We start from the raw sequence: 12394 nt of genomic DNA, 5'->3' as shown, positions 1-12394 counted from the left end.
GGATGGCTCCGGTTGGTTAGTGGTTGGAGTATCGGTGAACGACCGGCCGCGATTTGACGATTGGGGACATCCGATTTACATTTCGGGACACTCAGGGAAAGCACGGAATCCGCCCAATGTCCTACTATCTGCGCAGCGCCAGCCTGACCAATTACGTGGAAGTCGCGCGTTCGCTGGGGCTCGATCCGTACCAGCAACTGAGGGCGGCAAAGATCAACCGCTCGGTCCTGCTCGATCCCGATATCCGCATCCCCGCGGCCTCGGTCGGCCGCTTGCTGGATGCGTCGGCACACGCCACCGGGGCCGACGATTTCGGCCTGCGCATGGCCGAGCTGCGCGAGTTCTCCAACCTCGGCCCGCTCGCCTTCGTGGTGCGTGAAGAGCCCACGCTGCGCCGCGCGCTGGAGTCGATGGTCCGCTACATGGGCCTGCAGAATGAATCGCTGTCGATGCGTATCGAAGACAGCGATGAACTGGTGATGATCCGGCTGCAGGTGCTCACCGAAGCGCCGGGCACCTTGCGGCAGGCCGCCGACCTCGCGGTCGGCGTGGTGTTCCGGATGCTGAGGCTGTTCCTGGGGCAGTCCTGGCGGCCGCGCAGCATCTGCTTCACCCACCCCGCGCCGGCCAACGCGGCCACGTTTTCACGCGTGTTCGGCATGCCCTGCACCTTCAACCAGGATTTCGACGGCATCGTCTGCCTGGCCTCGGACCTGGAGGCGCCGTTGCCGTCGTATGACCCGGTGATGGCGCAGCAGGTGAAGCACTATCTCGGCACGCTGCTGGCGCAGTCGACCGCGGCGACCATGTCGGACATGGTGCGCAAGCTGGTCTATGCGCTGCTGCCCACCGGACTGTGCTCGGTCGAACGCGTGGCCCAGCACCTGAGCGTCGACCGGCGCACCGTGCATCGGCGGCTCGGGCAGGAACATACGACCTACTCCGACATCCTTGCCGAGGCCCGTGCCGACCTGGTAATCCGCTACCTGGAGAACCGCGAGCGTCCGCTGTCGGAAGTGGCCGCGCTGCTGGGGTTTTCGTCGCTGAGCGCGTTCTCGCGGTGGTTCAGCGGGCGTTTTGGGCGCAGCGTGTCGGCATGGCGGGCGCAGGCGGGGTAGTAGAGGAAAGGTTCTTTGCGAATTTGAGGGTGGCGGCTGTTGGCGGGTGTGGTTGATTGGGCTGTCGCTACGCGGTCGGTTGTCGTTCTTGACTAGCGTGGCTGTTTCGCCGGCGTAGCCGGCGACCTACTTCTTGTCCAAGCGACAAGAAGTAGGCAAGAAACGCGTCGCCTATGCGGCTGGCAATCAATTACGCGGCGTCGGTCATATGGGCGGCGGTGCTTGCCGTTTGGATGTGATCGCGGTTCGACCCTGCTACGCCATGTGAGTCAGGGACAGTGCCTGCGATAACCGGCTTTTGAACGATCCCCAAGTCGGGCGGTGGCCCGCGCTCTCGAGCGATATCGCATCAACGCCTTCGGCTGCGCTCCGCGCAAGCGCCCAATGACCGTCAACGCAATTTGAGCCTGCGCAGCAGCCGTAGGCGTCCCCGCGATGCGGCTGGCAGCAGGCGGCCTACGCTTTTTGTCGCTCGGACAAAAAGTGACTCGCCGGCTAAGCCGGCGAAACAGCCACGTATGCCAAGAACGACAACCGACCGCATGGCAACAATCCAACTGCAGCCAACTCAAAACTTGTGCCGCATCCCCAAAGCCACGCCAACCATGCTGCGCTGCCCGTTGGCCGCCGCATAGCTGTTGCCCAACGACAGGCTGTTGGCATAGACCGTGGCCAGCGACTCCAGCATCAGCCCGGCATTGCGAGCATAGGCCGTAGACAGGTACACATCCGTGCGCCGCGAGAACGCATAGTTGGCAACAAAAGCAAGCTGCCACGGATTGGCGACCTGCGTATTGCCGAACAGGCTCCTGACATTGTCATAGTTGTACTCCAGCGTCAGCCCCACGGCGGGGGTGACCTGGTAGTTGGCGCCGATCCAGTAATAGTCATCGCGCTGGATCACCACGTCAGCGGCATTCTTGTTCTGACCCCAGCGATAGCCCCCCATGATCTTGGCCGGACCGAAGGCATAGCTCGCCGCCACGACCGCCTTGCGCACGGTGCCATTGCTGGTGCCGATGGTGGGGTTCCACTGGTCATAGCCAATAGTGGCGCCGAACGGCCCGGTGCCATATGCCAGCGAGGCCCCGTAGGCGGTGTCACGCCGGAACTGTCCGGGCACTTCGCCATTGCCGCCGATCGGCGTGGCAATGCCAACCGTTTGCGGCAGCGCCAGCCCGGCGCCGAACGACCAGTGCGCGCGCGCCGTCAGCGGGCCGAACTGGCCGGTGTACTTGACCGTGTTGTCCTCGCGGAAATTGGCGCCCGCCTGCAGCACCACCGGTTCATATTGCGTGGCGTAGGCAGTAGGCGAGAAGTTCGCCAGCGCTTCAAAGATCGACGTGTACTGGCGGCCCAGGCTGAGCTGGCCGATGCCGGCGCGCTGCAGCGCGACAAAGGCCTGGCGGCCGAACAGGCGGCCGCTCTGCTGCATGGTGCCGCTGTCCAGGCTGAAGCCGCTTTCCAGCACGAACGACGCCTGCCATCCCGCACCAAGATCTTCCGCGCCGCGCAGGCCCCAGCGCGACCCGGACAGCCCGCCCGAGGCCATGCGGAACACCTTGTCGCCTGGCCCCGGGTTGAAGCCGTTGGTGGCAACCGGCACAGCGCCGACGCGGTTCACGTACTCGACATTGACGTCCGCCACGCCATACAGCGTGACCGACGATTGCGCGGCGGCCGCCAGCGGACAGCCCAGCATCAGGGCCATGACGGTACTTCTGGTTTTCATTTTTCTCCTCCTTGATTGCCCGGCCTTTGCGGCCGGATTCTTTTGTTGTGCCGCGGATGCGGCGAGGTCACGAATCGCGCGTGACCAGGGTGCCCAGTTCCGCCAGCAAGTCATGGGCACGCGGCCACGGGCCGTAGCCCGCGGCAGGGTTGAGGTGGCCGACGTTGCCCAGGTCCACCAGCCGGCCGCCCCATGCGGCGGCCATCTCCGCGACGCGCGCATGGCTGGCCAAAGGGTCGTTGCCGCTGGCAGCAACCAAAGTTGGGAACGGCAGGGGCGCGAGCGGCGTCGGCAGCCAGCCCCCCTGCACCAGCGCGTCCGGCGCCGGATAGCCGGGCGGCAGCGGCTGCGCGAAATCCGGCGGCGTCACCAGCAGCGCGCCCAGGATCTGGCGCTGGTGCCGTGCCGCCCAGTGCACGGTGATCATCACGCCGGCGCTGTGCGCGACCAGCACGACCGGCTTGTCGATGTCCGCCAGTTCCGCATCGAGTGCAGCGACGCGAGCCGCGCAGCTGAGCTTGTCGTGCTCCAGCGGCGGCACGCAGCGGACGTCGTGCCCCTGCGCCTGCAGTTCGGCTTGCAGCAGCGTTTGCCAGTGCTCGGCGACGTGGTCGCGCAGGCCCGGCACCATCAGGACAGTGTGGGTGGTAGCAGTCATGGTCGGATTGGAAAGAGTCAGGCAGGAATAACGTGAGGCACAGCGTGGCCATCCAGGCGGCGCAGGTCCGCCGCGTAATGCCGGCGACCGAGGCAGAACAGCAGGGCCGCGGCCGCACCGGCCAGCGGAATCCATTGCAGCGCGCCGGTCAGGCCGATGTGGTCGGCCAGCACGCCGGTCAGGAACGGGCCTGGTGCCAGCCCCAGCAGGTTGTTGATCAGGGTCAGCGTGGCAAACGCGGTCGCATGGATGGCAGGCCGCGTCAGGTTGGCCACCATCGCACTGGCGGGGCCGGCGGTGCCGCCCACCACCAGCATGCCCGCGCCGATCAGCACCAGCTGCGCGTGGCCCGCGGGCAGCCGGAACGCCGTCATCAGCAAGACGCAGCAAATCACGCTGTAGGCGATGGCCATCTGCCATTTGCGCGCGGGCACGCGCCGCGCCACGCGGTCGGTCAGCGCACCGCAGGCCACCATGCCTACGCCGGCCATCAGCACCAGCATTGCCGCGGCCACGCCGGCGCGCCCGGTCGCCATGCCGTAGTCGCGCGACAGGAAGCTGGGCAGCCAGCCCAGCAGCGCCGCCATCACCAGCAGCTGCAGCGCACTTCCCGCGCAGGCGCAGAGCATGGAAGGCACCGTCAGCAGCTCGCGTACGATCCGGCGCGGCTCCAGTTGCCGGGCCGAGGCCGCGGCGTCGCCGTTGGCCGCGCCCACGCGTTGCTGGAGCCCGCGCAGCCGATGCTCGCTGATCGTCAGGTAGTAGAGCGCCACCATCACCAGGCCGAAGCCGGCGATCCCGGCAAAGGCGATGCGCCAGCCAAAATGGGCCGACAGAACGCCGCCCAGCCCCATGCCAAGCACCGAGCCGAACGCGCCGCCGGCAATGAATGCCGCGCTGAGGCTGGCGCGCAGATGGCGCGGGAACACCGACACCACCACCGCGATACCCACGCTGCCATAGGCCGCCTCGCCGATGCCGACGCAAAGCCGCGCCAGGAACATCTGGCCGAAGCTGTCCGCCACCGCGCAGCCCAGCGTGGCCAGGCTCCACAGCGCCGCCATCAGGATCAGGCTGCGCACGCGTCCCCAGCGGTCGGCCAGCAGCGACAGCGGAATCGCGAGCACGCCCACCATCAGCGCCACCACGCCGCCGAGCGCGCCCAGCTCTGTATCACCGAGCTGCCATTCGGCCTTCAGCAGCGGAAACACCGCGTTGAGCACCTGGCGCGACATGTAGTCCGACAGCAGCAGCGCGAACGTCAGCGCAAAGACGAGCCACGCATAGCGCGGTCCGGCAACAGCCGGCAGGGCCGGCGTGGCCGGCTCTGCGGCAAGGGCAAGGCGAGGTCTGGACATGGGCGTCTCCGGAAGCAGACCGGCGGTCTTCGCGCCGCCGTGCGTTCACAGCCCGCCCCCGAAGGGCGACGAGCGCACGCAGTATCTGGCGATCGGGACCGCGCGGTTTGATATTCCGGGACGTACGTTTGACATTCCGGGACAGCTGGGGAAAACGCCGAGACGAAAAAAAACCGGCACCCGAAGGTGCCGGTTTCTGGCTGGCCCGCCGTCAGGCGAGGCGCGGCGACGCTCAGTCTTCCAGCTTCGGCAGCGAGGCACTGACCTTGGTCGACAGCAGGCCGCTCTTGGCATACGTCTGCAGCTTCTCGCGCGTGTCGACGATATCCAGCGTGCGCATGGTCAGCTGGCCGATACGGTCCAGCGGCGTGAACATCGACTCGCCCTTTTCCATGGTCAGCCGTTCCGGCTTGTAGGTCAGGTTGGGCGAGGTGGTGTTCAGGATCGAGTAGTCGTTGCCGCGGCGCAGTTCGATGGTGACTTCGCCGGTGATGGCGCCGGCCACCCAGCGCTGGGCGGTTTCGCGCAGCATGATGGCTTGCGGGTCGAACCAGCGGCCCTGGTACAGCAGGCGGCCAAGGCGGCGGCCGTTGTCGCGGTACTGCTCGATGGTATCTTCGTTGTGGATGCCGGTGATCAGGCGCTCGTAGGCGATGAACAGCAGCGCCAGGCCCGGGGCTTCGTAGATGCCGCGGCTCTTGGCTTCGATGATGCGGTTCTCGATCTGGTCGCTCATGCCCAGGCCATGGCGCCCGCCGATGCGGTTGGCTTCCATGAACAGGTCGACGCTGTTGGCGAAGGTCTGGCCGTTCAGCGCGACCGGCTGGCCTTCCTCGAAGCGCACGGTGACTTCCTCGCGCTTGACTTCCACGTCATCGCGCCAGAACTGCACGCCCATGATCGGCTGCACGATGCGGATGCCCGAATCCAGGTGCTCCAGGTCCTTGGCCTCGTGGGTGGCGCCCAGCATGTTGGAGTCGGTCGAGTACGCCTTTTCGGCCGACATCTTGTAATCGAAGCCGTTCTGGCGCATGAACTCCGACATCTCGGCGCGGCCGCCCAGTTCGTCGATGAACTGCTGGTCCAGCCACGGCTTGTAGATCTGCAGGCCGGGGTTGGTCAGGAGACCGTAGCGGTAGAAGCGTTCAATGTCATTGCCCTTGAACGTGCTGCCATCGCCCCAGATATTGACGCCATCTTCCTTCATCGCAGCAACCAGCATGGTGCCGGTGACGGCGCGGCCGATCGGGGTGGTGTTGAAGTAGGTGATGCCGGCGGTCGAGATATGGAACGCGCCGCACTGCATGGCGGCGATGCCTTCGGCCACCAGTTGCGTGCGGCAGTCGACCAGGCGGGCTTCCTCGGCGCCGTAGGCCTTGGCGCGGCGCGGGATGTCCTCGTAGTCGGGCTCGTCGGGCTGGCCCAGGTTGGCGGTGTAGGCGTAGGGGACAGCGCCCTTCTGGCGCATCCAGAGGAGTGCCGCGCTGGTGTCAAGGCCGCCGGAGAAGGCGATTCCGACGCGCTGGCCGGAAGGAATGTGCTGCAGGATGGTAGTCATCGCCAGAAAATCTAAGTGAATTTGTCGGCTCTTGGGCGGGCTTCCAATACGCGCGCCGGGGCGGCGGGAAGCACGGCGACGCGGCCGGCCGAGTCACGCGCCGCGTCAGTGCCAAACGCGAATTGTGACACGGCAGCGCCCACGCGCCAAACGCCGGGACTGGCGGGGGCGCCGGCGCCACCTGCATCCGGGCCCGCCGGACCATTCAAATCCCGCGAACGCGCCTTTCAAAACTCTCGACTGGTTCGCGCCAGGACCCCTCCCTATACTCCGCCGCACTGTTGTCTGAAAGCGGAGTCGTCATGCTGCATCGTGCCCTGGAAGGAGTCCGGGTCCTGGACCTGTCGCGCATCCTGGCCGGTCCCTGGTGTACCCAGAACCTGGCCGACCTGGGCGCCGAGGTAACCAAGGTCGAGCACCCGGAGCGCGGCGACGATACCCGCGGCTGGGGCCCGCCCTACCTGGAAGCGCCCGAGGGCAGCGGCGACACCCGGCGCCTGTCCGGCTACTTCATCTGCTGCAACCGCGGCAAGCGCTCGGTCGCGATCGACTACGGCACGCCCGAGGGCGCGGCGCAGGTACGTGAGCTGGCGCGCGAGGCCGACGTGCTGGTCGAGAACTACAAGGTCGGCACGCTGCGCCGCTACGGGCTGGACTACGACACGCTCAAGGCGCTCAACCCGCGCCTGGTCTACCTGTCGATCACCGGCTTCGGCCAGAGTGGGCCGATGGCGGACAAACCCGGCTACGACTATGTATTCCAGGGCATGGGCGGGCTGATGAGCTACACCGGCCAGCCCGACGGCACGCCCGGCGCCGGGCCGCTGCGCACCGGCGTCGCCGTGGTCGACCTGAGCACCGGCATGTATGCCACCTCCGCAGTCCTGGCCGCGCTGTACCAGCGCCAGGCGACCGGGCTCGGTGCGCACCTGGATATCGCGCTGCTCGATGTCGCGGTGGCGATGAACGCCAACCAGGCTGCCAACTACCTGGTGTCGGGCCAGAACCCGCAGCGCAGCGGCAACGCTCATCCCAACTGCGCGCCCTATGAGGTGTTCCGCTGCGCCGACGGCCACCTGATCCTGGCGATCGGCAATGACAGCCAGTTTGCGCGCTTCTGCGCCGTTGCCGGCATGCCGGATCTTGCGCAGGACCCGCGCTATGCCACCAATTCCGCGCGCATCGAACACCTGCCCGCGCTGCGCGCCCTGCTGACCGATCTCTTCCCCACGCGCACCCGCGCTGCGTGGACCGATGCCTTCGATGCGGCCGGCGTGCCCTGGGGGCCGATCCACACCATGGCCGAAGTCTTCGCCCACCCGCAGGTCCAGCACCGCGGGCTGATGCAGATGGCCGAACACCCCGTCATGGGCCGCGTACCCATGGTGCGCAACCCGATGCTGGCCGGGCACGACCTGCCGCTGCCACCGCCGCCGCTGCTGGGCGAACACAGCCCGGCGGGCTGAACGGCGCGCAGCTACCCACGAGACCAAAAACACCGACACGGAGACACCGATGAAACCGACCTTCACCGCCATCGCGCTGCTGGCGGCATGCGCAAGCGGCGCCGCGCATGCAAGCGCGTATCCCGACCGGCCGATCAAGCTGATCGTCCCCTACGCCGCCGGCGGCACCACCGACATCATTGCCCGCATCGTCGGCACGCGCCTGGGCCCGGTGCTGGGGCAACCGGTGGTGGTCGAGAACCGCCCGGGCGCCGGCGGCGCGGTCGGCAGCGCCTACGCGGCCAGGCAGCCGGCCGACGGCTACACGCTGGTGATGGAGGTGGAGAGCTCGCACGCCGTCAACCCCAACGTCTACCTGAAGACCGCCTATGACCCGGTCAAGGACTTCGCGCCGGTCAGCAACCTGGCCGACGTGCCCAACGTGCTGGTGGTCAACCCGGCGTTCCCGGCCACGGACCTGCAGTCGTTCATCAAGCTGCTGAAGGCCAACCCGGGCAAGTACTCGTTCGGCTCGTCCGGCAACGGCGGACTGAGCCATATGAACGGCGAGCTGTTCATGAACGCCACCGGCACGCGCATGCTGCACGTGCCATACAAGGGCCTGGGCCCGGCGCTCAACGATGCGGTGGCAGGCCAGATCCAGGTGGTGTTCGACAATATCCCGTCGTCGTCTGGCCTGATCCAGGGCGGGCGCCTGAAGCCGCTGGCGGTCGCCGCGCAGCAGCGCCTGAAGGTGCTGCCCAATGTGCCGACCTATGCCGAGGCCGGCCTACCGGCGATGAACAACCCGTCGTGGTTCGGCCTGGGCGCACCGGCGGGCACGCCCTCGGCCATTCTCGACAAGCTCAACGACGCCGTGCGCCAGGTATTGGCCGAGCCCGAGGTGATCGCCGCCATCGAGAAACAAGGTGCGATCCCGGCACCGAGTTCGCGCAAGGCCTTCGGCGACCTGATCCGGGCGCAGAATGCGCACTGGAAGCAAGTCGTCGAGGACATCCATTTCACCAGGCTCCAGTAAGCCACAAGGAACGACATGAGCGCACTTCAGCAAGAACCGCACGCCGGCGTCGAGATCGACGCGCGCGGCATCGCCACCGTCACCATCCGCGAGGCGGGCTCGCTCAATATCCTGAGCACGCCGGTGATCGCATCGCTCACGCGCGCCATCGAAGCGCTGGCCGGCAATGACGCGGTACGCGTGCTGGTGCTGCGCGGCGCCGGCGAGAAAGGCTTTGTCGGCGGTGCCGACATCAAGGAAATGGCCGCACTGGACCGCGCCAGCGCCGAGGCCTTCATCAGCGGCCTGCGCCGCCTGTGCGACGCCGTGCGCCACCTGCCGGTGCCGGTGATCGCGCGCATGCCGGGCTGGTGCCTGGGCGGCGGGCTGGAACTGGCGCTGGCGTGCGATATCCGCATCGCCGCCGACAACGCGCAGCTGGGCATGCCGGAAGTGAAGGTCGGCATCCCGTCGGTGATCCACGCCGCGCTGATGCCGCGCCTGATCGGCAATGCGCGCACGGCGTGGATGCTGCTGACGGGCGAGATCACCGATGCCGCCGAGGCGCTGCAATGGGGGCTGGTGAGCCGCGTGGTGCCGCTGGCGGAGCTGGACCTGGAAATCGAACGCGTGGCCGCGCTGCTGGCCGGCTTCGGCCCGGTCGCGGTGCGCCAGCAGAAGCGCCTGCTGCGCGAGTGGGAAGATGCGCCGCTGGAAGTCTCGATCAACGACAGCGTGTCCGAGTTCGGCAGCGCCTTCGACACCGGCGAGCCACAGCAGCACATGGCCACCTTCCTGAACCGCAAGCGCTGAAGCGCGGGGAAAGTGTTTACGGCGCCGTGGCTGCCACGGCGCCGCCTTCGCGCGTGGCCACCACGCGCGGATCGTTCAGCAGGAACTGCGCAAAGGCCTCGGCAAACGCCGGCAGCTTGCCGTCGGCGCGCACGATCAGGTTCAGTTCGCGCAGCGCCCACGGCTCTGCCAGCCGCACCCCCACCACGCGCGCCTCGCGCAGGGCCTGCGCCGCCACGCTGCGCGGTACCAGCGCCACCCCCACTCCGGCCTCGGCCAGCGACAATACCGCATCGAAGCTGTGCGCATGCAGCCGCACGTTGGGCCCCTTGCCCGCGCGCTGCGCCATGTCGCGCAGGAACAGGAAGTTGCTGCTGGTGCGGCTCATGCAGACAAAGTCGAAGGCCAGCGCCGCGCCGAAGCGCACTTCGGGCTCGCGCGCCAGCGGGTGATCCGCGGCCACCGCAAGGATCAGCTCGTCGCGCGCGTAGCGCACCGAGCGCACCCCGGTGGCTTCGCCGCCCGTCTGGAAATCGCCCGCCAGGATGCCGACATCGGCTTCATGGGCCGCCACCGCCGCCAGGATCGACTGGCTGGCGCGCTCCTCAAGGTCGATGTTCACATCCGGGTTGGCCAGCAGGAAGCGGCTCACGCTCGGGATGATGAAACCGTTGAGCGAACTGCTGTTGGCCAGCAGCCGGATATTGCCCTTCAGTCCGGCAGAAAAGCGTCCCACCTCGCCGTGCATGCGCTCGACGCCAAGCAGCAGTTCGCGCACATGGACCAGCAGGGTTTCGCCGGCCGGCGTCAGCTCCATGCCGCGCGCGGTACGCACGAACAGCGGCGTGCCCATCGCGTGCTCCAGGTTCTTCAGCCGGTAGCTCGCCGCCGACGCGGTGATATGCGTGGCCGAAGCGCCACCTGACAGGCTTTGCGCATCGGCAATGGCCTGGAACAGGCGCAGGTCGGTCAGTTCGTAACGCAAGGCAACTCCGCTTGGGGCAGGACGGTCGAAAGGATTGGCGCTTGGTGGTGTCGCGGCCATTCTAGTGCAGCACCGTGGACTTCCCGCCCGCCCTCCAGTCTGCACACACTCCGCCCATTTAATGTGGACGTCGTCCATTTTCTTTGCTAAGGTATTGTGGACGGCGTACACAAAAGCATGCGCCAGTTGCCAGCGCGCCGCCTGATTCGCGCGCCATGCCGATATCCACGGCCGCCCGAGCGGCGGCCTGCCTACAGGAGTTGTCATGCAAGTCCAGCCCTATCTGTTCTTCGAAGGCCGTTGCGATGAAGCCGTTGAGTTCTATAAGAAGATTCTCGGCGCCAAGGTCAACATGCGGATGACGTTCAAGGACAACCCGGAGGCCGGCAAGGGCGGCGAGGGTTGCCAGCCCGGCGCCGGCACCGAAGACAAGGTCATGCACATGGAGTTCCAGATCGGCGACAGCGTGATCATGGCCTCCGACGGCCGCTGCTCGAACCAGCCCGACTTCCATGGCTTCGCCCTGTCGATCAACTATCCTGACAAGGCTGCGGTCGAAAAGGCCTTCAACGGCCTGAAGGAAGGCGGCCAGGTAGTGATGCCGCTGGACAAGACTTTCTTTGCCGACCAGTTCGGCATGGTCACCGACCGCTTCGGCATCATGTGGATGCTGCTGTCGGCACCGAAGTAAGCCGCGCATCGCGCAGGTTTCCCGGCAGCGACGCGCCCCTTGAGCATAAGGGCTTACAATGCGCCGCCTGCCGGAGAAACCACGCCATGGACGATCGCATCAACGAACTCGAAATCAAGCTCGCCTTCCAGGAAGACCTGCTTGATACCCTGAACAGCACCGTGGCGCGCCAGCAGCAGCAGATCGACCTGCTGCAGGAGCAGTTCCGCGCGCTGTACCAGCAGGCGCGCAGCGCCGCCACCACCGCGGCCGAAGCCGATCCCCAGCAGGAAATCCCGCCGCACTACTGATCGACGCGGCCCGCGCCATGCAGGCCGATCGCCGATGTGACGGAACGCCACCCCGCCCGCGCGGTCTGACAGGCTGGCTCCATTCACCGCCGCCCTCGACAGGCGCGCCCCATCCGCCACATGCGTCTGAAACTTTCCCTGCTGATTGCCGCCGCCTGCGTCGCTGGTGCCTCCTCGGCGCTGGCCGGCTACAACATCTGGACCGGCGAGTACTCCCTCTCCCGGCAGGAACTGCAGACCGCGCTGGACCAGCGCTTCCCCGCCACGCTGCGCTACGCCGAAGTCGTCAGCGTGCAGCTCAGCCATCCCCGGCTGGTGCTGGACGAGGCCAACAACCGCGTCACCACCCATGTCGACGCACGCCTGACCAATGCCTTGCTGCCCTCCCCGCCGGTAGACGGCAAGCTCGCGCTGAACAGCGGCGTGCGCTACGACCCGGCCAAACGCGCGGTGCTGCTCGACAACCCGACCGTACAGCAGGTGGAAGTCGCCGGCATGGGGCAATACCGCGAACAGCTCAACGCCATCGGCGCTGTGGTTGCGCAGCAATTGCTGAAGGACTATCCGGTCTATACGTTCAAACCCGAAGAACTGCGCGTCGGCGGCAAGGACGTGGAGCCGGGGGCGATTACCGTGGGCAAGGATGAGGTGCGGGTGGAGGTGAAGCAGCGGTAGGCATAGCCTGCGGGCCAGGCTCGCTCCTTCTTCCTCTACCTCAACCCCGGCCACCTCTGAACACCACCCCCAAC

12 protein-coding genes are annotated in these 12394 nt (G+C 67.0%); 7 read left to right on the top strand and 5 right to left on the bottom strand.

The genetic code is table 11. From position 1 onward, the window contains the following. Window positions 1-116: 116 nt before the first annotated feature. Window positions 117-1118, top strand: coding sequence for an AraC family transcriptional regulator (locus AC3WRR_RS33430; RefSeq protein ID WP_010810820.1), 1002 nt, complete (start codon window positions 117-119; stop codon window positions 1116-1118). A gap of 568 nt (window positions 1119-1686) precedes the next feature. Here the strand turns inward: AC3WRR_RS33430 and AC3WRR_RS33425 are convergent. The 4 genes from AC3WRR_RS33425 to argG all read right to left on the bottom strand — a co-directional run bounded on the left by AC3WRR_RS33425 (window position 1687) and on the right by argG (window position 6424). Next, window positions 1687-2850: a porin gene (locus tag AC3WRR_RS33425; RefSeq protein ID WP_010811200.1), complete on the bottom strand. Its 1164-nt coding sequence runs from the start codon at window positions 2848-2850 to the stop codon at window positions 1687-1689. Between the two features lie 67 nt (window positions 2851-2917). Continuing rightward, window positions 2918-3508 (bottom strand): RBBP9/YdeN family alpha/beta hydrolase, encoded by a 591-nt coding sequence (locus AC3WRR_RS33420; RefSeq protein WP_011617938.1) that lies wholly within the window; start codon window positions 3506-3508, stop codon window positions 2918-2920. 17 nt (window positions 3509-3525) lie between these two features. Then, entirely contained in the window at window positions 3526-4866 is a 1341-nt protein-coding gene (locus AC3WRR_RS33415) for an MFS transporter (protein ID WP_010811198.1), read from the bottom strand. Between the two features lie 232 nt (window positions 4867-5098). Then, window positions 5099-6424 (bottom strand): argininosuccinate synthase, encoded by a 1326-nt coding sequence (gene argG, locus AC3WRR_RS33410; protein ID WP_010811197.1) that lies wholly within the window; start codon window positions 6422-6424, stop codon window positions 5099-5101. Window positions 6425-6726: 302 nt separating this feature from the next. Between argG and AC3WRR_RS33405 the strand changes: the two genes are divergently transcribed. From AC3WRR_RS33405 to AC3WRR_RS33395, 3 genes are read left to right on the top strand one after another with little or no spacing between them, the layout of a single operon-like run. Further along, window positions 6727-7890 carry a CaiB/BaiF CoA transferase family protein gene (locus AC3WRR_RS33405; RefSeq protein WP_011617940.1) on the top strand — a complete coding sequence of 388 codons (1164 nt, stop codon included), beginning with the start codon at window positions 6727-6729 and terminating at the stop codon, window positions 7888-7890. 49 nt (window positions 7891-7939) lie between these two features. Then, entirely contained in the window at window positions 7940-8908 is a 969-nt protein-coding gene (locus tag AC3WRR_RS33400) for a tripartite tricarboxylate transporter substrate binding protein (protein WP_010811195.1), read from the top strand. Between the two features lie 15 nt (window positions 8909-8923). Then, complete coding sequence (locus AC3WRR_RS33395) at window positions 8924-9700, top strand: enoyl-CoA hydratase (protein ID WP_058697690.1); 777 nt, start codon at window positions 8924-8926, stop codon at window positions 9698-9700. A 16-nt stretch (window positions 9701-9716) separates the two neighbouring features. Here AC3WRR_RS33395 and AC3WRR_RS33390 read toward each other — a convergent pair whose 3' ends face one another. Then, entirely contained in the window at window positions 9717-10664 is a 948-nt protein-coding gene (locus AC3WRR_RS33390; protein ID WP_011617941.1) for a LysR family transcriptional regulator, read from the bottom strand. A 265-nt stretch (window positions 10665-10929) separates the two neighbouring features. Here AC3WRR_RS33390 and AC3WRR_RS33385 point away from each other — a divergent pair, with 265 nt between their 5' ends. The 3 genes from AC3WRR_RS33385 to AC3WRR_RS33375 all read left to right on the top strand — a co-directional run bounded on the left by AC3WRR_RS33385 (window position 10930) and on the right by AC3WRR_RS33375 (window position 12320). Further along, complete coding sequence (locus AC3WRR_RS33385; protein ID WP_011617942.1) at window positions 10930-11355, top strand: VOC family protein; 426 nt, start codon at window positions 10930-10932, stop codon at window positions 11353-11355. A gap of 86 nt (window positions 11356-11441) precedes the next feature. Next, window positions 11442-11645, top strand: coding sequence for a SlyX family protein (locus AC3WRR_RS33380; protein WP_492299308.1), 204 nt, complete (start codon window positions 11442-11444; stop codon window positions 11643-11645). Between the two features lie 120 nt (window positions 11646-11765). After that, entirely contained in the window at window positions 11766-12320 is a 555-nt protein-coding gene (locus AC3WRR_RS33375) for a DUF1439 domain-containing protein (protein WP_010811190.1), read from the top strand. The last annotated feature ends 74 nt before the right edge of the window (window positions 12321-12394 follow it).

The sequence above is a fragment of the Cupriavidus sp. FW305-3-2-15-C-LB2 genome (assembly GCF_058787575.1).
This window is presented reverse-complemented; position numbering and strand designations above follow the sequence as displayed.

Bases quoted from the DNA above. Each gene is read 5' to 3' on its own strand.
- AC3WRR_RS33430 (WP_010810820.1), top strand. From the start codon at position 117: ATGTCCTACTATCTGCGCAGCGCCAGCCTGACCAATTACGTGGAAGTC.
- AC3WRR_RS33425 (WP_010811200.1), bottom strand. From the start codon at position 2,850: ATGAAAACCAGAAGTACCGTCATGGCCCTGATGCTGGGCTGTCCGCTG.
- AC3WRR_RS33420 (WP_011617938.1), bottom strand. From the start codon at position 3,508: ATGACTGCTACCACCCACACTGTCCTGATGGTGCCGGGCCTGCGCGAC.
- AC3WRR_RS33415 (WP_010811198.1), bottom strand. From the start codon at position 4,866: ATGTCCAGACCTCGCCTTGCCCTTGCCGCAGAGCCGGCCACGCCGGCC.
- argG (WP_010811197.1), bottom strand. From the start codon at position 6,424: ATGACTACCATCCTGCAGCACATTCCTTCCGGCCAGCGCGTCGGAATC.
- AC3WRR_RS33405 (WP_011617940.1), top strand. From the start codon at position 6,727: ATGCTGCATCGTGCCCTGGAAGGAGTCCGGGTCCTGGACCTGTCGCGC.
- AC3WRR_RS33400 (WP_010811195.1), top strand. From the start codon at position 7,940: ATGAAACCGACCTTCACCGCCATCGCGCTGCTGGCGGCATGCGCAAGC.
- AC3WRR_RS33395 (WP_058697690.1), top strand. From the start codon at position 8,924: ATGAGCGCACTTCAGCAAGAACCGCACGCCGGCGTCGAGATCGACGCG.
- AC3WRR_RS33385 (WP_011617942.1), top strand. From the start codon at position 10,930: ATGCAAGTCCAGCCCTATCTGTTCTTCGAAGGCCGTTGCGATGAAGCC.
- AC3WRR_RS33380 (WP_492299308.1), top strand. From the start codon at position 11,442: ATGGACGATCGCATCAACGAACTCGAAATCAAGCTCGCCTTCCAGGAA.
- AC3WRR_RS33375 (WP_010811190.1), top strand. From the start codon at position 11,766: ATGCGTCTGAAACTTTCCCTGCTGATTGCCGCCGCCTGCGTCGCTGGT.